Here is a 17878-nt window from a genome sequence, read left to right as displayed (position 1 = left end):
TTTCAGTTTCCTAAAAATCCCATTTCTAATTATTTTCCTGTAAATATTATCCTTTTATCCAGTTCACAATTTCTGGATCCGTAGGCAATGTTCTTGGTTTTATAACTTTTACCAGTTCGCCTTTTTCGTTAATTAAATATTTCTGAAAATTCCACTCTACTTCAGAATCCTGGAGACCATTTTTGGATTTTTGAGTAAGAAATTTATAAACTTCACACATATCGTCCCCTTTTACAGAAACTTTGTCCATCATTGGAAAAGTTACACCGTAATTTTGCTGGCAAAAAGCAGCTATTTCCTTATTTGTTCCTGGTTCCTGAGAAGCAAAATTATTTGCCGGAAATCCGACAATTACAAATCCTTTAGATCCATATTCTTTATACAAAGCTTCTAATTCTTTATACTGAGGCGTTAATCCACATTTTGAAGCTGTGTTTACAATCATGATTTTTTTCCCTTTCAGAGAAGAAAAATCAAAAGTATCACCCGATAAATCCTGTACTTTAAATTGATAAATGGTTTGTTTTCCCATAATTTTTTCTGTGTTCGATTTTTTGATACTTGTCTGAGCCTGAACTTGTGCTGCCATTAAAAAGACTGCACTAAAAACTAAAAATGCTATTTTATTCATAGATTTATTTTTTTATAAAATTACTTAATTCCGACTAAAATTACGGATATCAAAAGTTTATTTTTTTAAATAAAAGTTAAATAAAAAAGTGAAGCCTAACGTTAATCAGGCGTTAGGCTTCTACTCACAAACAAATCAAACCATGAAATTTAATGTATAACTACTCAATATTCTTAATTACGGAAGACTAAACAGCTCAGATCTGCTCGTAAAACTGAACTGTTCTGCTTCCGCCCCCAAAATTTATTGTTCAAAATTTTCTTTTATATAGTTGATGTTTCGGATATTAAAAGTCATCATAATAAAGTCGTTATAATCATGAGATTTACATAAGTGGTATTTGGTAAATATCTAATTATTGACTAATGCCTTATTGTAATTATCATAATCTTTTCATTGGAAGCCCGAAAACATCAACTAGTGTAATTGCTTTATTCTAATCTTAAATATTCAAATCGAATATTTTTCTATTAAGCACTCTATTTTCTTATTTTAATTTATGTACATTCATTAGCTAACTGCTATTAAACTGATTTAAAATTTATGTTATAATAGCATTTACGCAAAAAGGTTCTTCTTGGTTTTAAAAAAGGAGACAAAAATGTACATTTTTTTAAAGTCCCTTGTTTTACAAGGGTTATAAGCACTAAAAAAAATAAAAAATAACAGAAAAAATAAATTATCTTTATGATGAACCAGTTAAAAAGTAAATTTAACTTTGTTAAAACTTTAAATCTAAATTTATGAGTCAGGAAGAATTATTAGCTTTAATCTACAAGAAAGACGAAAGAGCCTTCACCCACTTGTATGACATGTATTCGAAAAGCTTGTTTTCAGTCATCAGTGTTTTAATAAAAAACCGGGAGGAAGCCGAAGATGTTTTACAGGAAGTGTTTGTGAAGATCTGGAAAAACATAGATTCATATAACGAAGGAAAAGGGCGTTTTTACACCTGGATCCTCAACATTGCACGAAATACTTCTATTGATAAATTAAGATCTAAAAATTTTAATAATAGCCAAAAAAACCTTTCCTCTGATAATTTCGTACATCTGTTAGACGACAGTAACAAACTCGTAAACAAAATTGATACAATTGGAATTCAGGAATTTGTAAAAAAATTAAAACCTAAATGTATTGAAATTATCGATTTGTTATTTTTTAAAGGATATACCCAGCAAGAAGCTTCAGAAGAATTGGCAATACCGCTGGGAACTGTGAAAACACAAAACAGAAACTGTATTAATGATTTACGTAATTATCTAAAAATATAATGGAAGCACAAGAATATATAGAATCAGGAATTCTGGAACTTTATGTTTATGGTTTATTGACTGAAACTGAAAATCTGGAAATAGCCGAAATGGCAAAAAATAATCCTGAAGTTGAGAACGAAATTATTTCAATAGAAAAAGCTATAGTTGCCTTATCATCGAGTTTTTCTCCTTTTCATTCGGTAGAAAATTTTGAAAAGATAAAAGCCAGATTAGAACTGAAATATGGCAAAGTAGTCGAAATGAAACCTGTATCAAACCGAACTCAATATATTGGCTGGGCTGCAGCAGTTTTATTATTGTTAGGTTTGGGTTATCAGACTTTAGAACTTACAAAAACAAAAGATTTTATTACAACTGTGGGTAACGAAAAAAACAAAATTGAAAGGGATTTTGCTTATTTAGACAAACAAAATAAAGAAATAGAAAAAAGTTTAACCATTGTAAGGGATATTAAAAACACTGGAGTAACATTAGGAGGTCAGGCTGTTTCTCCTACATCTTTTGCAAAAGTATACTGGAATAAAGATACCAAAACAACTTATATTGATGCTGCTGGTCTTCCAAAACCTCCAAAAGGAAAGGTCTATCAGGTTTGGGCACTTAAATTAAGCCCTACGTTAACTCCTACCAGTATCGGTTTATTAAGTGATTTTGACAGCAATAATCAAAAAATATTTGCTGTAGATCAGACTGTTTATGCAGAAGCTTTCGGTATTACGCTGGAACCTGAAGGTGGTAGTCCATCTCCAACAATGGAACAGTTATATACTTTAGGAAAAGTCTAATGCATAAAAAAAATATTTTTTTTAGTTAATCCTCAAATTGATTTTTGGGGATTTTTTATTCATTTTTTCTACTTGATCATATGTTTTGATTTCAAACTTTGTAAAATATTTTGAAATAAATCAACTTTTATTTTTTACATCATTTTAAATAAAGAAGGCATAAAATTAGTTTATTCTTATAAATATATAAATTTAGTATTCATTCGCTTAAAACTTTACTTTTCAATCTTAATTATTTTATAAAAACATTTATAATAAATTATATTGGATTAAATTTGTGCAATCGATTACATTGACCACTTGTAAACAATTTAAAAATTAAAATTTATTTCATAAAATGAAAAAAGCACTACCCCTATTATTTTTTCTACTAAGCTTATCTGGCGCTTATTCACAAAATTATTATATGTCAGTACCAGAAGGGTTTGGTGCTGCTGCAACTGGGGGCGGAACTCCAACTGCTGCTAATACAGTTACGGTTTCAACTTATTCGGCTTTAAAAACTGCATTAAATTCTACAGCAAGTTCTACTTCAGTAATTTTGATTTCAGGAACTATTGTATGCGATTACACTAGTGTAACTTTAAATAATAAAACCATTATTGGTTTACCTGGAGCTAGACTTGTCAACAACCAAATAACTCCAAATATAAACCCTAAAGTTGATCCAACAAGAGTAGACCCATCTGGAATTATTAATATAAAACCAGATTCGGACAATATTATTATTAGAAATCTAATTTTCGAAGGGCCTGGTGCTTTTGATGTAGATGGCAGAGATAACCTAACAAATGAAGGAACAAATGTATGGGTTGATCATTGTGAATTTCAAGATGGAGAAGATGGTAATTTTGACAATAAAGGAAAAGCTGATAACGTAACGATTTCATGGTGTAAATTTACCTATTTGAAGCCTGCAATTCAAGGTGGCTTTGGTGGAACAAATGATCACCGTTTTACTGATCTGATTGGATCAAGTAAAACAGACATTCCTACTGACGGAAATTATAGTATTACTTTTAAAAATTGTTATTGGGCAGAAGGATGTAAAGAACGAATGCCAAGAGCAAGAAATGCTGAATTACATATTTTGAACTGTTATTATAACACTTCTGTTTCAGGGTCTTTAGCTATTGGATTAGGAGGTGGTACTAACAATACGACTTGCTATGTAGAAAACACAAATTTTGCTGCAATTGGTACGGTTTACAAAAGTTATCCAGATGATGGCGGTACAATTGGAGTAGCGTTTGATGGTTGTATCAATAGAGCAAATTCTGTAACCGGAACCGTTTCAAAGCCATCATATAGTTATACTTTACTTCCTGTTGCTGATGTAGCTAATTATGTGCCAAATGCAACTTGTGGTGCCGGAGCTACACTTCAGGTGACTTCTACTGGTGTAATATCTGGAAAATCAAATTGTGGTTCTTTAGGTTTAAATGATAATAATAATGTGGATAACTTAGATATTAAATATTATCCAACCGTAATTGACAATGTTTTAAACATTGAATTTTCAAGTATTGAAAGCGGTAAAGCAATTATAGAGATTTATTCTCCAAATGGCTCAAAAGTTTATACTACTTCTAAAAATATTTCAGGCAATGAAAAATTAGAATTGAACATTGCAAATATTACCAGAGGTGTGTATATCTGTAAAGTACAAATTGAAAACAGAGTTAAAACTTTTAAACTTTTAAAAGGATAATTAATACATATTACATAATTAAAAACAGCGGTAAACTTATGTCTACCGCTGTTTTTTATTCTAATAAGAAATATTACTAAAAAGTTCCTTCTGATCCTCCTCCACTAAAACCACCACCGTCAAATTCCATTGGAGATTCAGCTGGTTTAGCCTCTGGCTTCATTCCAAAAGATGAGGCGATTATTAAAGCTTCTGCATGTAAAAATGCATTTGAATTTGAGATTCTGTCTGGCTTGAATGTTAGTCCACTTTCTTTTGTTTTAAGTTTTCTTATAAAATAAAAAGCAACTGCAAACATCATTATTCCACCAAGCGTCAATGCAACTTCAATAGGCAAAACCGAATGGTAAAACCGAAAACTGTAAAATGAAAAAGCTATTGCAAGAAAGCTAATCCAAAGCATAATTCTGTCTTTACTTTTTAATGAATAAACAAGATATATAACCGGAACAATAAAAGTGAAAAACCAAAAGAAAAACGCAAACGGAATTTCGGGACTTATCTCATAATAACCTCCTGTTAAATTAGCCGACAATTCCCTAACTATCATATAATTTCCTGATAAATAAAACAGTATCAAACTGATGCTTTTTATTAAAAGGATTCCATTGTAATAATAAGGTTCTGTTAGACCTGAAATTAATTTTTTGCATGAAAAATAAGTAGCAGCACCAAAAAACATCATAAAAAAAGGTAAAATTGCCTGGCCTGCTTCTAAGTATTCAAATATTGAATATCCTAATGATAAGGTCAATGCCAAATAAAAAACCAGTGCTGATAATAAATGAATGTAACGTAAAAATAGTATTAATGAAATAATGGCTACAACAATTGAAACCGGAAGAACATTTTCCCACTTAATAATAAATGTTACTGCACAGCCGAAAGACAATATTGTACCTAAAATAAAGGCATCATCTAATCCATGATTGTAATAATCTTTTTTAGCCAAAAATTCTGATCCAACAATACCAATTATACCAAATAAAAAGGGAAAAATTTCCCAATAATGATCTAATCCTGAAATTCCCAGAAGTGATATAGCACTGCATATTGAAGAATATAAAAATGATCCTAATAAAAAGAAACCTATTCTAATCAGAATATTTTTATGACTATTAAGTATCGGAAGTTCTTTTTTTATAAAATCCAGTTGTTCTTTGCCGATAAAACCAGCATTTTTTAACGAATCTGCTTCTTCAATCAAAACAGAATTTTCTAACTTACTTTTATCGAATACTATCATTCTGCTGTTTCTTTGTTAAATTTTTTAATCAATTTTATAAACAAGACTATTGAGCCAATAAAATAGGCTGGAATAGCTAAAACAAATAGCATCCAAATATCCTGAAAATCTATATTCTCAAAAACTCTGAAGAGAAAAATATTGATTCCGATGTAAGCATAAATAATCATAAAAACATATAAGGAAATAGCCTTCTGCACATAACTCGCTTTATAAAAGTAATAAGACGAACCTGCCATAACAGCAGAAAAAAGGATCCACAAACCATTGTACTCATTGACCATATTACTAATTGAAGCAATACTAATCATGTGCAATGCAAATGTTAAATAAATTAAATTAAAATGCATTTTAAGAGAAATCCCTGAGCTGTAAATTGTCCATAAAATCAATAAACCGCCCAGAATTATGGCAGAATAACTTAGCTCCTGATGAGAATAGAAATCATTATGAAATAAATCCTGAGGCGTCACAGAAAAACCTACATAAGCAGCCAAACCCGTAATGGCAATAGTTAACACGCTTCTATTGTCAAAATAATACGCACAAATAAAACTGACAATTGTTGGAACTAATGTCGCTAAGCCGTAATGTGTCCCGAAAGGTTTGTATTGAAATTGTAAATAGCCAATAAAAATACAAGTAAGAATATTTGCAAGCAGCACCAGATATTCTAAAACTGGACTTTCGAATGTGGTTTCTGATTTTTGGAATCCCTTTGAATTTTTAAAACAGAAGTAAAAGCAAACAATCGTTACGATTAATAACAAAGATAAAATTGCAATGTGCCCAATTGTATCTATGTTTTCGTAAATTAAAATTCCGATTCCGGAAGTAAAAAGCAAAACGGATAAATACAAAAACATTTTTAATTCAGCGTTAAGCGAAAAAATGCCTAAACTGCGATAACTTTTAATCTGAGTTAATTGTTGTTCGGTAATAAAATTTCTCTCAAAAAGCTTTTGAGTTGATTGCTCTTCAAATCCTGCCATATTTTAAATTTAGGTTAACTAATAAATCAAATGTATATAATTAGGTCGAAATTTCTTCATGCATGACTAATATAATTTGAACAAAAAAACCGATTTGTAATTGATACAAATCGGTTTTAATGGTTTTTAAAAAATCAAGTTAAAATGCAGCTTTCATTTTATCTTTTATGTTCTCTAAGCATAAATTATTAATGCTCCCTTCGTGGGTATGTCTGGTTTCTCTTGGAGATTTATAAGTTCCTGCTTCCAATTGCTCTGCTACGGCTTTGTAGGCATCTCTAAAAGGCATTCCGTCTACCACCATTTCGTTTAAAGTATCTACCGTAAATAAGTAATCATATTTTTTATCTTCTAAAATATGGTCTTTTACGGTAATATCTTTTATTGAAAAAATGGCAATATCCAAACAGGCTTTTAAGTTTTGAATTGCAGGAAACAAGCCTTCTTTTAAAAGCTGTAAATCTCTGTGATAACCGCTTGGAAGATTATTGGTAATTAAAGTGATTTCGTATGGAAGCGCCTGAATCTTGTTGCATTTTCCTCGTATTAATTCGAAAACATCCGGATTTTTCTTATGAGGCATAATGCTCGAACCTGTTGTAAGATGGGCCGGCAGACCAATAAAATCAAAATTCTGGCTCATGTACAAACAAACGTCCATAGCAAATTTTGATAAAGTACCCGCAACACTTGTCATGGCAAAAGCAACTGTTTTTTCTGCTTTTCCACGGCTCATTTGTGCTGCAACGGCATTGTATTTCAAAGTTTCAAAACCTAACTCTTCAGTGGTAAAAGTTCTGTTGATTGGGAAAGAACTTCCGTAACCTGCCGCAGAACCTAACGGATTCTGATCTACAATTTTTGATGCAGCGTTTAGCATTGTAATATCGTCAATCAGACTTTCTGCATAAGCTGAAAACCACATCCCGAATGAGGATGGCATTGCGATTTGCAAGTGCGTGTACCCCGGCAATAATACATTTTGATGTTTTTCTGCTGATTCCATCAACAAATCAAAAAGGTTTTTTACCTGTTCTTTTATCGCTTTTAATTCGTCTTTTAAATACAAATGTACGTCTACTAAAACCTGATCGTTACGGGAACGTGCAGTATGGATTTTCTTCCCGGCATCTCCAAGCTTAGCAGTAAGCAAGTATTCAATTTTGGAATGTACATCTTCAAAACTGTCTTCGATTTCGAAATTTCCAACTACAATATCAGCAATGATTTCGTTTAAAGCATCAACCAGGGAAGTCGTTTCTTCCTGAGTTAACAAACCAATCTGACCCAACATTTTGGCGTGTGCGATTGAACCTAAAGCATCGTATTTTGCTAAAACCAAATCCAGTTCACGGTCGTTTCCTACAGTAAATTGTTCGATTTGTTTATCGGTTGGTATTCCTTTTTCCCAAAGTTTCATAGGTTATATTTTTTTTGTTTCACCGAGTTACACAAAGTAAACTCAGAGATTCACAAAGTTCTATTTTTTTTCTTTTATTTCTTAGTTCCCTAAATGCCTAGCCCCGATAGTAGTGGAAATCCTTTTGTGCCGGGGTTCGGCACAAAAGATTGGAACGGATAGCGGGATTAGCTCCTTATCCTTCGACTACGCTCAGGATGACAATTATAATTTAAAGAAATCGGTTAGTATCTTGATATACAAATCGATTCCTTCTTCAATTTCATTTATAAAAATAAATTCGTCTGCTGAATGTGACCGTAAGGTTTCTCCAGGTCCCAGTTTTAATGACTGACAGCTTAAAACCGACTGATCTGAAAGTGTTGGTGAACCGTAAGTCGTTCTTCCCAAAGCGATTCCGGCCTGAACCAAACCGTGGGTAATTGGAATAGACGACGCGTTTAAATGCATAGATCTTGGTTTCACTTCTGCGTTTACATGTGCTGTAACCACTTCTAAAATTTCAGAATTTGTGTAACAGTCGTTTACACGAATGTCAACCACCAAATCGCATTCTGAAGGTACCACATTATGCTGTTTTCCTGCATTAATCTGCGTTACAGTCATTTTCACAGGGCCTAAAACATCTGAGATTTTGTCAAATTTATAATTTTTAAACCATTCCATTACCGGAATTGATTTGTATAAGGCATTATCATCATTTTGATGTGCAGCGTGGCTTGCAGTTCCTTTTACTTTTACATCTAAAACTAAAAGGCCTTTTTCTGCAACAGCTAATTGCATCAAAGTCGGCTCACCCACAATCGCGCAATCTAATTCTGGTAAATGTTTTAAAACGCTGTTCAGACCATTTTTACCGCTGCTTTCTTCTTCTGCCGAAGCAACAATAACGATATTATGGGATAAATTTTGATTTTCGTAGAAATGTACAAAAGTTGCCAATAACGAAACCAGACAGCCTCCGGCATCATTACTCCCTAATCCGAATAGTTTACCGTCTTTTTCAATGGCTTTGAAAGGATCATTAGTGTAAGCCTGATTTGGCCTTACAGTATCATGATGAGAGTTTAGTAAAAGCGTTGGTTTATTTTCGTCGAAATATTTATTGAAAGCCCACACATTATTATTTTCTCTTTTGAAAGGAATCTCGTTTTGAGTGAACCAATTTTCTATTAAAAGAGCTGTTTGATCTTCTTCACTTGAAAATGAAGGTGTTTCAATCAGATTTCTTAATAATTCAATTGCTTCCCGGGTAAGCGTTTCTATATTTTTCATTTTAATCTAGGTACTTAGATGCTAAAATTCTAAGACTGCAAAAGTCTTGGTTTATTTGAAACTTAGCAACTTTTTCTTTTATAAAGTAATAGTCGTATGCGGAATATCAGAATTTTGAAGCATTCTATGATGCCCTATTTTGATTTTCTGTACGCCTCTTGATAAGCTGTTGAAACAATTATCCAGTTTCGGAATCATTCCGGAATGAATTACTTTTTCTTCTTTCAGTTTGTTATATAATACTTCGTTGATTTCTGTAATTACAGACGAATCGTCTTCTGAATCCATTAAAACTCCTTGTTTTTCAAAACAGTACGTTAGTGTTACATCAAAAACTTCAGAGAGTGCAATTGACAATTCACTTGCAATGGTATCAGCATTTGTGTTTAATAATTGTCCGTTTTTGTCGTGCGTAATCGCACAGAAAACTGGTAGGATTCCAGCTTCTAATAAAGTCGCCAGTAATTTGGTATTGACTTGTTTTACATCGCCTACAAATCCGTAATCAATAGTTGGATGATTTCTTTTTGTTGACTGAATTAAATTTCCATCAGCACCAGAAAACCCGATTGCATTATTGTCTTTTGCCTGCAATTGCGCCACAATATGCTTGTTGATTTGCCCTGCGTATATCATTACCACAACATCCAGCATTGGAGCATCTGTGATTCGGCGTCCGTCAATCATCTGCGGTACCAATCCAATACTTTGTGCCATTTTTGTAGCCGATTTTCCACCGCCATGAACTAATACTTTATACCCTTCAATTTTAGAAAAATCAGTTAAAAACTGCTCTAATTCAGATGGATTATCGATGATGTTTCCACCTATTTTTATTACTGAAACTTTTTTCATGAGGTTCTAAGATGCTAAGGTTCTAAGGGACTAAGGCTATATTCTTGCAGTTTCTTAGTATCTCAGAAACTTAGAACCTTAGTATCTCAAAAATTATATTTTCTTCAAAATTTTCTGCAATACTAATTGCGCAGAATACGTTCTGTTGTTTGCCTGTTCGATTACGATTGAATTTTCACTATCGATTACTTCATCGCTTACGATTACGTTACGACGAACCGGAAGGCAGTGCATAAATTTTCCGTTATTGGTTAAGGCCATTTTTTCTGCAGTAACCGTCCAGTTTGGATCACTGTTGGTTACTTTTCCGTAATCATTGAAATTGCTCCAGTTTTTTACGTAAACAAAATCGGCATTTTCAAAAGCTTTATTTTGATCGTATTCGATTTTACTATCTTTTGTAATTTCCGGACTTAATTCATAACCTTCAGGATGTGTGATTACAAAATCCATATCTTTTTGCATCTGCATCATTTCTACGAAAGAATTCGCAACTGCCTGTGGCAAAGCTCTTGGATGTGGAGCCCATGAAAGAACAACTTTTGGTTTGTGTTTCGTTTTGAATTCTTCCATCGTAATGGCGTCTGCCAAAGACTGTAATGGATGACGTACAGCACTTTCCATGTTTACAATTGGTACCATAGCATGTTTTAAAAATCCTGAAATAACAGTTTCAGCATAATCTTTTTCTTTATCAACTAAACCTGCAAAAGCGCGGATTGCAATGATGTCACCATATTGTGAAACAACTTCTGCTGCTTCTTTAATATGTTCTGAAGCACCTGAATTCATTACAGCTCCGTCTTCAAATTCCAAAGTCCAGCCTTCACTGCCAAAGTTCATCACCATTACATTCATTCCCAGATTCATGGCCGCTTTTTGTGTACTTAAGCGAGTTCTGAGACTAGAATTGAAAAACAACATTATTAAAGTTTTATTCTTTCCTAGTTTCTTGTTCTTTAGCGGATTATTTTTGATTTTAATCGCTTGTTTTACCCACTTTGATAATGAGTCGATATCTTTTATTGAAATATAGTTCATTTTTTTAGTTTTTTGTTTAGCTTAAAGATTAAACGCTGACAAAACGGATTTGCTATCGCAAAAACGCTGATTTATACGGATTTTTCTATTCTTATTTTTCGGCTGTTTTCAAATACTTTTCTTCTGAATTCTGGCTTTCTTCCAAAATTTAAAAGCAAACCAACTTCACAATCAGTTCCTCTTAAATAATTTAGAATTTGATTTTCAAATTCTGGAACAATACAATCGGAAGATTTTAATTCCAAAATGATTAAATCTTCTACAATTAAATCAGCATAATATTGTCCAACTTCAATTCCCTTGTAATAAACTTTTATTTTTTTCTGAGCTTCAACAAAAAAACCTTTACTTTTTAATTCTAAATACAATGAATTTTGATAAACTCTTTCTAAAAAACCATATCCTAATTCATTATAAACTTCATAAAAAGTCTTAATAATTTCTTTTGTCAATTCTTCATGTAATAATCCTGTTCTCATTGTTGCTTTAATTTAGACACTCATTCTACACATTCACTTTATGAAAACGCTCATAAAAACTGATTTTCATTTTTTTTTTATCTAACGTAAAAAATAAAAAATCCGTTTCTTTTTGCGTCTTTGCTATAGCAAATTCGTTTCATCCGCGTATAAATCTACACAATTTTTGTGAAAGAAATTTCGTCTTTTAATGCCCTCAGAATAAAATTATCATTTAGTCCATTCACGATCCAGGTTTCTATATTAGCTGCTTTCGCAATTCCTGCTGCTTCAATTTTAGACTGCATTCCTCCCGTTCCGTGTGAGGATTTTGAATCTCCGATTTCTTTTTCTAAAAGTTTTAAATCGTTTACCAATTTAATAGTTTCGGGAATTTCATCCTGAATAGACACTTTTGTATAAATTCCGTTTGTATTGGTTGCAATTATCAGAATATCAACATTTAATAAAACTGCTGTTAATGCTGCTAACTTATCATTATCTCCAAACCGAATCTCATCTGTCGCTACAGTATCATTTTCATTGATAATCGGAATGTAATTATTTCTAACCAATACATTAATTGTATTTACAATATTTTTTTTGGTCTGTTCTTTTTCAAAATCAGAATAAGAAAGTAAACACTGCGAGGTATTTAATCCTAAATCCTTAAAATTTTCATTGTAAATCCGCATTAAATGAGGCTGCCCAATAGAAGCTAAAGCCTGTTTTACAAAAACATCTTTATCCTGATTATCCAGCTTTACAAATTGCTTTGCCGCCGCAATTGCTCCTGAACTTACGATGATAAATTCATATTCGTCGTTTAGAGCCGCAATCTGTACCCCTAGGTCTTCAATCTTTCCCCGCGAAATATGATTGGTTTCCTTTGTTAAGGTGTTACTTCCTATTTTTAATAAAATTCTCTTTTTTGTCATTTCTTTAAAAGATACTAAGGTTCTAAGATTTTGAGATTCTAAGTTTTTTTAGAATTTCTAATTATCTAATTGCCTCAATTGTCAAATGATATGAATTACCTAATCTGCCCTTCTCCATACACGTACCATTTATTGGTTACCAAATGCTGTAATCCAATTGGTCCTCTTTGATGCAGTTTATCTGTGCTGATTGCTAATTCTCCGCCAAGGCCAAATTGTCCGCCGTCTGTGAAACGGGTTGAAGCATTTTGATAAACCGCTGCCGCATCTATCGATTCCATAAACTGTTGTGCAGCTTCATCATCTCTCGTAATAATTGCTGCAGAATGTCCTCCGCAGTATTTATTAATCATATCAATGGCATGTCCATTAGAATCAATGGTGCCAATTACGATTTTATAATCTAAAAACTCCTCGTACCAGATATCTTCATTTTGAATTGTTTTGGTATTCTCGAAATCCTCTAACGATTTATCTACAACAACTTCCACTTTTGATTCTACTAAAGCCTCAATCAACATAGCTGTAAAACCTTCAAAATTTGGAAGTTTAGAACTGATTAAAACTTTATCTAAAGCATTACAAGCTGAAATTTTAGCCGTTTTAGCGTTTAAAATTACTTTTAAAGCCAAATCCGTATCAGCATCATCATGAACGTAAACAAAATTATTTCCTCGTCCGCTTACGATTACCGGGCAAGTCGCATGTGCTTTTACAAACTCAATTAATTTTTCTCCTCCTCTCGGCACAATTAAATCTACTTTTTGAGTTGGTTTTTCTAAAAATGCCTGCGTTTCGGTTCTGTTGTAATTCAGATATTCTACCCAGTCTTTTGAAACTCCATTTTCTTCTAAAGCTTTATGCCAAAGACTTACAATCTTTAAATTTGATTTTAGAGATTCTTTTCCTCCTTTTAATAAAATCTTATTTCCAGATTTAAAAGCAATTCCGCCAGCTTCAATTGTAACATCTGGACGAGATTCGTAAATAATTAAAATTGTTCCAAAAGCTGCAGTCTTATTGACCACCTTTATTCCATTATCATGAGTAAATTGAAAACGCTCAATGCCAATGGGATCTTCCTGCGAAGCTAACTGATTCAATGATAAAATCATTTCATCTACTTTTTTATCATCTACTTTCAGACGTTCTTCCATCGCTAAATCTGAACCGTCGTAAGCAGCAAGATCTTCCTGATTGGTCAGGATTATCTGATTCCGCTCCTGTTCGACCAGTTTTGCCATGGTCTGCAAAACTGCATTGCGCGTTTCTATTGATAATGGTTTCATAATTTCAAGTGGGTTGGTTGTTCTTTGGTTTGTTTCTTATTATTGAAACTTATTGATTCCTTACAGGTTTGTATAACATGTAAGGATATTTTATTGAATATTTATAATCTCATCATATTCTAAATTTCGATGCCAAATATCATCTTCATTTTCTCCTGAATATTTCCCAACATTACAAAAAACAGCTTTTACAAACCAATTTTCATTATTGTTGAAAATAAATTTATCATCATGTTTATTAATTTCGACACTATCAAAACTATCTGGAATAGAAATAAAATCGACTGCACTAAAAATTAAATCAATAGTAGTATCTGGATCATCATAATTGAAATCGTAATCAACATCAGTATACTGTTTTTCACTTCTTAATATTAATGTTGAATGACTGACTGTATACATCCAAATCCTAAATATTCTGTTTGATTTAAAATTTTTTGAAATATTCATTTATAATTTCTAATTTTTAAGCTCTGCTAAACTTTCTTTCAACGCTTTTACAAACGTATCGATATCTACTTTTTTCACAGTTAAAGGCGGTAAAATTCTCAATAGATTTTTATTGTTTGCGCTTCCTGTAAAAATGTGTTTTTCGATAATTAATTTCTTTCTTAAAGCTGCAACATCAAAATCAAACTCTACTCCAAGCATTAATCCTTTTCCTTTTACTTGTTTGATGCCTTCAACTTCTTTGATTTTTTCTAAGAAATATTCGTAAACTTCATTTACATTTTTTTGTAAATCAAGCTTTTCAATTACATCTAAAACTGCAATTCCTGCTGCACAAGACAAGTGGCTTCCGCCGAAAGTAGTTCCTAATAATCCAAAACTAGCTTCGAATTTTGGAGAAATCAAAATCGCTCCAACAGGGAAACCATTCCCCATTCCTTTTGCAACTGAAATAATATCAGCGTTGATTCCGTGGTGTTGGAAAGCGAAGAATTTCCCGCTTCTTCCATATCCTGACTGTACTTCGTCTAAGATTAAAACCACATCGTGTTTTTTACATGCTTTTTCTAAAGCCTGAAAAAACTCCGTTGTTCCTTGGTCTAAACCTCCAACTCCCTGAATTCCTTCGATAATTACAGAAGAAACATCTCCTTTTGCTAATTCTGCTTCAACCAATTCAATTTGGTTTAAAGGTAAAAATGTTACTTCTTGCTGTGCATTTATTGGTGCAACAATCTTTTTATTGTCTGTAACCGCAACTGCTGCAGAGGTTCTTCCGTGGAAAGAATTATGAAAAGCCACAACTCTTGATCTTCCGTTATGGAAAGAAGCTAATTTTAAAGCATTTTCGTTTGCTTCAGCTCCGGAACTGCACAAAAACAATTCATAATCTTCTAATCCTGAAATTTTTCCTAATTTCTTTGCCAATTCAACCTGCAAAGGATTCTGAATTGCATTTGAGTAAAAACCTAAATGATCTAATTGATTTTTAAGTTTTGCTACATAATCCGGCTGTGTGTGTCCGATAGAAATCACACCATGTCCGCTGTATAAATCTAAATATTCTACTCCTTTGTCGTCGATAATAGTACAATCAATTGCTTTTACCGGAGTGATGTCGTATAATGGGTAAACGTTGAATAAGTTCATGTTTTTTTGTTTATTTTGTTTCAGGTTTCATGTTTCAGGTTATTCGAAGAACGTCCAACTTGAAACTTTAAACTGAAAACTAGTTTATCTTTCTTTATATTTTCAGGTTACGTAGAGAACTTGAAACCTGAAACTTTAAACTTGAAACTAAAAAATTAAAATCCGCTTGGTTTCAAATGTAAACCTGTGGTTTCTTCTAATCCGAACATTAAATTCATGTTTTGGATTGCTTGTCCTGAAGCACCTTTGGTTAAGTTATCTATAATTGACGTTATGAGAACCCGGTTTCCTTTTTTCAATAAACTAATGATACATTTGTTCGTTTGAACCACTTGTTTCATGTTGATGTTAGTCGTTGTAATCGTTACAAAAGGCTCGTTTTTATAGAACTCTTGGTATTTTTCAACTAATTGCTCCAAACTATCATCGCATAATGTATAAAGCGTTGCAAAAATTCCTCTTGGAAAATCTCCTCTGTTCGGAATAAAAAGTAATTCGCTGTCAAAATCATCCTGTAGCTGAACCAGACTTTCTGAAATTTCACCTAAATGCTGGTGTTCAAAAGCTTTGTAATGCGAAAAATTATTGTTTCTCCAGCTGAAATGAGAAGTTTCTGAAAGACTTACTCCTGCTCCTGTACTTCCTGTTGTTGCATTAATATGAACATCATTATTCAACAAATTGTGCTCTGCTAAAGGCAATAAAGCCAACTGAATAGCAGTTGCAAAACAACCTGGATTGGCAATGTAATTTGCTTTTTTAATTTCTGCTTTATTAATCTCTGGCAATCCGTAAATGAAATCTTTTCCTTCGAAATGCGCATCTTTGTTTAATCTGAAATCATTTCCTAAATCAATAATTTTCGTGTGACTTGCAAACTGATTTTCTTTCAAAAATGAAATTGATTTTCCGTGACCTAAACACAAGAAAACAATATTCACATTTGGATTGATTTCGGCTGTGAAATTCATTTCGATATCCCCCATCAAATCGTGGTGCGCCACAGAAAGTGGTTTTCCTGCGTTTGTTGTGCTGTAAACAAAATCTAATTTGGCATTTGGGTGATACATAAGGATTCTAATTAATTCTCCTGCTGTATAACCTGAACCACCTATTATCCCGATATTAATCATGCTCTAAATGATTTACAGATGAAAATATATTTTGTGCATTTCCTAAAATCTTAATAAATCCTTTTGCATCTTCAGATGTCCAGGCATTGTTCATTTCTCCATATTGACCGAAACCTGTGTTCATCAAATCATTTTTAGATTCGATTCCGTCAAGCGAAAAATGATATGGTTTTAATGAAACAGTTACTGTTCCGTTTACTGTTTTTTGAGTGTCTTGCAGGAAAGTCTCAATGTTTCTCATAACAGGATCTAAAAACTGACCTTCGTGAAACAACATCCCGTACCAATTTCCTAATTGCTCTTTCCAATATTGCTGCCATTTTCCTAGCGTATGCTTCTCTAATAAATGGTGCGCTTTGATGATAATTAATGGAGCAGCAGCTTCAAAACCAACTCTTCCTTTAATTCCGATAATGGTATCCCCTACGTGAATATCTCTACCAATTGCATAAGCATTTGCCAGTTTTTCAAGTTTAACAATATTTTTTTCAGGAGCATCTTTTTTACCATTCAATGCAACTAATTCTCCTTGCTCAAAATGAAGTGTTACTTTTTCTTCACCTTCTTTTTGCAATTGCGAAGGATAAGCTTCACTTGGTAATGGCTGTCCTGAAGTTAAAGTTTCTTTACCTCCAACACTGGTTCCCCAAAGACCTTTATTGATAGAATATTGTGCTTTTTCCCAAGAATAACTTACACCATTTTTTTGAAGGTACTCTACTTCTTCTTGTCTAGACAATTTTAAATCTCTAATTGGTGTAATGATTTCGATTTCCGGAGCGATAGTCTGGAAAATCAAATCAAAACGGATTTGATCGTTTCCTGCACCTGTGCTTCCATGTGCGATGGCACTTGCTCCTACTTTTTTAGCATATTTAATTGCTTCAATAGCTTGGAAAACACGCTCTGCACTTACTGACAACGGATATGTATTGTTTTTTAATACGTTTCCGAAAATCAAATATTTTATAGCTTTATCATAATATTTGTCTACGATTGTAAGGTTTGCGTGTTGTGCACTTCCTAGTTCGTAAGCTCTTTTTTCAATTGCTGATAATTCTTCTGCGTCGAATCCTCCTGTGTCAACAAGAACAGTGTGAACTTCGTATCCTTTTTCATTTTTTAAATATTTCAAACAATACGAGGTATCTAATCCTCCGCTATAAGCTAATACTACTTTTTTCATTTTTTATAATTTAGGCTAATACTTTCGTATGTAGCAGTTTGA

The 17878-nt window shown here is 32.7% G+C and carries 17 protein-coding genes; 3 read left to right on the top strand and 14 right to left on the bottom strand.

The window, feature by feature from the left end; translation table 11 throughout:
• Nucleotides 1–46 precede the first annotated feature (46 nt).
• On the bottom strand, nt 47–631 hold the full coding sequence (locus tag OZP09_RS00250; RefSeq protein ID WP_269235886.1) for a glutathione peroxidase: 585 nt from the start codon (nt 629–631) through the stop codon (nt 47–49).
• Nucleotides 632–1374: 743 nt separating this feature from the next.
• Between OZP09_RS00250 and OZP09_RS00245 the strand changes: the two genes are divergently transcribed.
• The 3 genes from OZP09_RS00245 (at nt 1375) to OZP09_RS00235 (ending at nt 4404) form a co-directional block, all read left to right on the top strand.
• Nucleotides 1375–1905, top strand: a complete 531-nt coding sequence (locus tag OZP09_RS00245) for an RNA polymerase sigma factor (RefSeq protein ID WP_281310058.1) — start codon at nt 1375–1377, stop codon at nt 1903–1905.
• The gene (locus OZP09_RS00240; protein WP_269235884.1) at nt 1905–2693 is read left to right on the top strand and encodes an anti-sigma factor; all 789 of its coding nucleotides are present in this window, start codon (nt 1905–1907) and stop codon (nt 2691–2693) included. The genes OZP09_RS00245 and OZP09_RS00240 overlap by 1 nt, the downstream gene beginning before the upstream one ends.
• Before the next feature lie 406 nt (nt 2694–3099).
• The gene (locus tag OZP09_RS00235; RefSeq protein ID WP_269235883.1) at nt 3100–4404 is read left to right on the top strand and encodes a pectate lyase family protein; all 1305 of its coding nucleotides are present in this window, start codon (nt 3100–3102) and stop codon (nt 4402–4404) included.
• Nucleotides 4405–4480: 76 nt separating this feature from the next.
• Here the strand turns inward: OZP09_RS00235 and OZP09_RS00230 are convergent, their stop codons facing one another.
• The 13 genes from OZP09_RS00230 to OZP09_RS00170 all read right to left on the bottom strand — a co-directional run bounded on the left by OZP09_RS00230 (nt 4481) and on the right by OZP09_RS00170 (nt 17836).
• Nucleotides 4481–5650 (bottom strand): hypothetical protein, encoded by a 1170-nt coding sequence (locus OZP09_RS00230; protein ID WP_269235882.1) that lies wholly within the window; start codon nt 5648–5650, stop codon nt 4481–4483.
• Nucleotides 5647–6642 (bottom strand): DUF2157 domain-containing protein, encoded by a 996-nt coding sequence (locus OZP09_RS00225; RefSeq protein WP_269235881.1) that lies wholly within the window; start codon nt 6640–6642, stop codon nt 5647–5649. Before OZP09_RS00225 ends, OZP09_RS00230 begins: the two co-directional genes overlap by 4 nt.
• A 139-nt stretch (nt 6643–6781) precedes the next feature.
• Nucleotides 6782–8062 (bottom strand): argininosuccinate lyase, encoded by a 1281-nt coding sequence (gene argH / locus OZP09_RS00220; protein ID WP_281310057.1) that lies wholly within the window; start codon nt 8060–8062, stop codon nt 6782–6784.
• A gap of 204 nt (nt 8063–8266) precedes the next feature.
• Nucleotides 8267–9337 (bottom strand): M20 family metallo-hydrolase, encoded by a 1071-nt coding sequence (locus tag OZP09_RS00215; RefSeq protein WP_281310056.1) that lies wholly within the window; start codon nt 9335–9337, stop codon nt 8267–8269.
• Between the two features lie 78 nt (nt 9338–9415).
• The gene (argB, locus tag OZP09_RS00210; RefSeq protein ID WP_269235879.1) at nt 9416–10192 is read right to left on the bottom strand and encodes an acetylglutamate kinase; all 777 of its coding nucleotides are present in this window, start codon (nt 10190–10192) and stop codon (nt 9416–9418) included.
• 93 nt (nt 10193–10285) lie between these two features.
• Nucleotides 10286–11233 carry an N-acetylornithine carbamoyltransferase gene (locus tag OZP09_RS00205; RefSeq protein ID WP_269235878.1) on the bottom strand — a complete coding sequence of 316 codons (948 nt, stop codon included), beginning with the start codon at nt 11231–11233 and terminating at the stop codon, nt 10286–10288.
• Between the two features lie 71 nt (nt 11234–11304).
• Nucleotides 11305–11712 carry a GxxExxY protein gene (locus OZP09_RS00200; RefSeq protein WP_269235877.1) on the bottom strand — a complete coding sequence of 136 codons (408 nt, stop codon included), beginning with the start codon at nt 11710–11712 and terminating at the stop codon, nt 11305–11307.
• Between the two features lie 155 nt (nt 11713–11867).
• Nucleotides 11868–12629, bottom strand: coding sequence for a glutamate 5-kinase (gene proB, locus OZP09_RS00195; RefSeq protein WP_281310055.1), 762 nt, complete (start codon nt 12627–12629; stop codon nt 11868–11870).
• Nucleotides 12630–12724: 95 nt separating this feature from the next.
• The gene (locus tag OZP09_RS00190; RefSeq protein WP_269235876.1) at nt 12725–13918 is read right to left on the bottom strand and encodes a glutamate-5-semialdehyde dehydrogenase; all 1194 of its coding nucleotides are present in this window, start codon (nt 13916–13918) and stop codon (nt 12725–12727) included.
• A gap of 90 nt (nt 13919–14008) precedes the next feature.
• Complete coding sequence (locus OZP09_RS00185) at nt 14009–14368, bottom strand: hypothetical protein (RefSeq protein WP_281310054.1); 360 nt, start codon at nt 14366–14368, stop codon at nt 14009–14011.
• A 9-nt stretch (nt 14369–14377) separates the two neighbouring features.
• Nucleotides 14378–15517: an aspartate aminotransferase family protein gene (locus OZP09_RS00180; protein WP_281310053.1), complete on the bottom strand. Its 1140-nt coding sequence runs from the start codon at nt 15515–15517 to the stop codon at nt 14378–14380.
• Nucleotides 15518–15672: 155 nt separating this feature from the next.
• The gene (gene argC / locus OZP09_RS00175) at nt 15673–16650 is read right to left on the bottom strand and encodes an N-acetyl-gamma-glutamyl-phosphate reductase (protein ID WP_269235872.1); all 978 of its coding nucleotides are present in this window, start codon (nt 16648–16650) and stop codon (nt 15673–15675) included.
• Entirely contained in the window at nt 16643–17836 is a 1194-nt protein-coding gene (locus OZP09_RS00170) for an argininosuccinate synthase (RefSeq protein ID WP_269235871.1), read from the bottom strand. Before OZP09_RS00170 ends, argC begins: the two co-directional genes overlap by 8 nt.
• Between the last annotated feature and the right edge of the window lie 42 nt (nt 17837–17878).

It is taken from the genome of Flavobacterium flavigenum (assembly GCF_027111255.2).
GTDB classification, from domain to species: domain Bacteria; phylum Bacteroidota; class Bacteroidia; order Flavobacteriales; family Flavobacteriaceae; genus Flavobacterium; species Flavobacterium flavigenum.
Note: the sequence above shows the minus strand (reverse complement) of the source record. Positions and strands in the feature narration are given on the sequence as shown.

Bases quoted from the DNA above. Each gene is read 5' to 3' on its own strand.
- OZP09_RS00240 (WP_269235884.1), top strand. From the start codon at position 1,905: ATGGAAGCACAAGAATATATAGAATCAGGAATTCTGGAACTTTATGTT.
- OZP09_RS00205 (WP_269235878.1), bottom strand. From the start codon at position 11,233: ATGAACTATATTTCAATAAAAGATATCGACTCATTATCAAAGTGGGTA.
- argH (WP_281310057.1), bottom strand. From the start codon at position 8,062: ATGAAACTTTGGGAAAAAGGAATACCAACCGATAAACAAATCGAACAA.
- OZP09_RS00170 (WP_269235871.1), bottom strand. From the start codon at position 17,836: ATGAAAAAAGTAGTATTAGCTTATAGCGGAGGATTAGATACCTCGTAT.
- OZP09_RS00235 (WP_269235883.1), top strand. From the start codon at position 3,100: ATGTCAGTACCAGAAGGGTTTGGTGCTGCTGCAACTGGGGGCGGAACT.
- OZP09_RS00190 (WP_269235876.1), bottom strand. From the start codon at position 13,918: ATGAAACCATTATCAATAGAAACGCGCAATGCAGTTTTGCAGACCATG.
- OZP09_RS00185 (WP_281310054.1), bottom strand. From the start codon at position 14,368: ATGAATATTTCAAAAAATTTTAAATCAAACAGAATATTTAGGATTTGG.
- OZP09_RS00225 (WP_269235881.1), bottom strand. From the start codon at position 6,642: ATGGCAGGATTTGAAGAGCAATCAACTCAAAAGCTTTTTGAGAGAAAT.
- OZP09_RS00180 (WP_281310053.1), bottom strand. From the start codon at position 15,517: ATGAACTTATTCAACGTTTACCCATTATACGACATCACTCCGGTAAAA.
- argB (WP_269235879.1), bottom strand. From the start codon at position 10,192: ATGAAAAAAGTTTCAGTAATAAAAATAGGTGGAAACATCATCGATAAT.
- OZP09_RS00245 (WP_281310058.1), top strand. From the start codon at position 1,375: ATGAGTCAGGAAGAATTATTAGCTTTAATCTACAAGAAAGACGAAAGA.
- proB (WP_281310055.1), bottom strand. From the start codon at position 12,629: ATGACAAAAAAGAGAATTTTATTAAAAATAGGAAGTAACACCTTAACA.
- OZP09_RS00250 (WP_269235886.1), bottom strand. From the start codon at position 631: ATGAATAAAATAGCATTTTTAGTTTTTAGTGCAGTCTTTTTAATGGCA.
- OZP09_RS00230 (WP_269235882.1), bottom strand. From the start codon at position 5,650: ATGATAGTATTCGATAAAAGTAAGTTAGAAAATTCTGTTTTGATTGAA.
- OZP09_RS00215 (WP_281310056.1), bottom strand. From the start codon at position 9,337: ATGAAAAATATAGAAACGCTTACCCGGGAAGCAATTGAATTATTAAGA.
- argC (WP_269235872.1), bottom strand. From the start codon at position 16,650: ATGATTAATATCGGGATAATAGGTGGTTCAGGTTATACAGCAGGAGAA.
- OZP09_RS00200 (WP_269235877.1), bottom strand. From the start codon at position 11,712: ATGAGAACAGGATTATTACATGAAGAATTGACAAAAGAAATTATTAAG.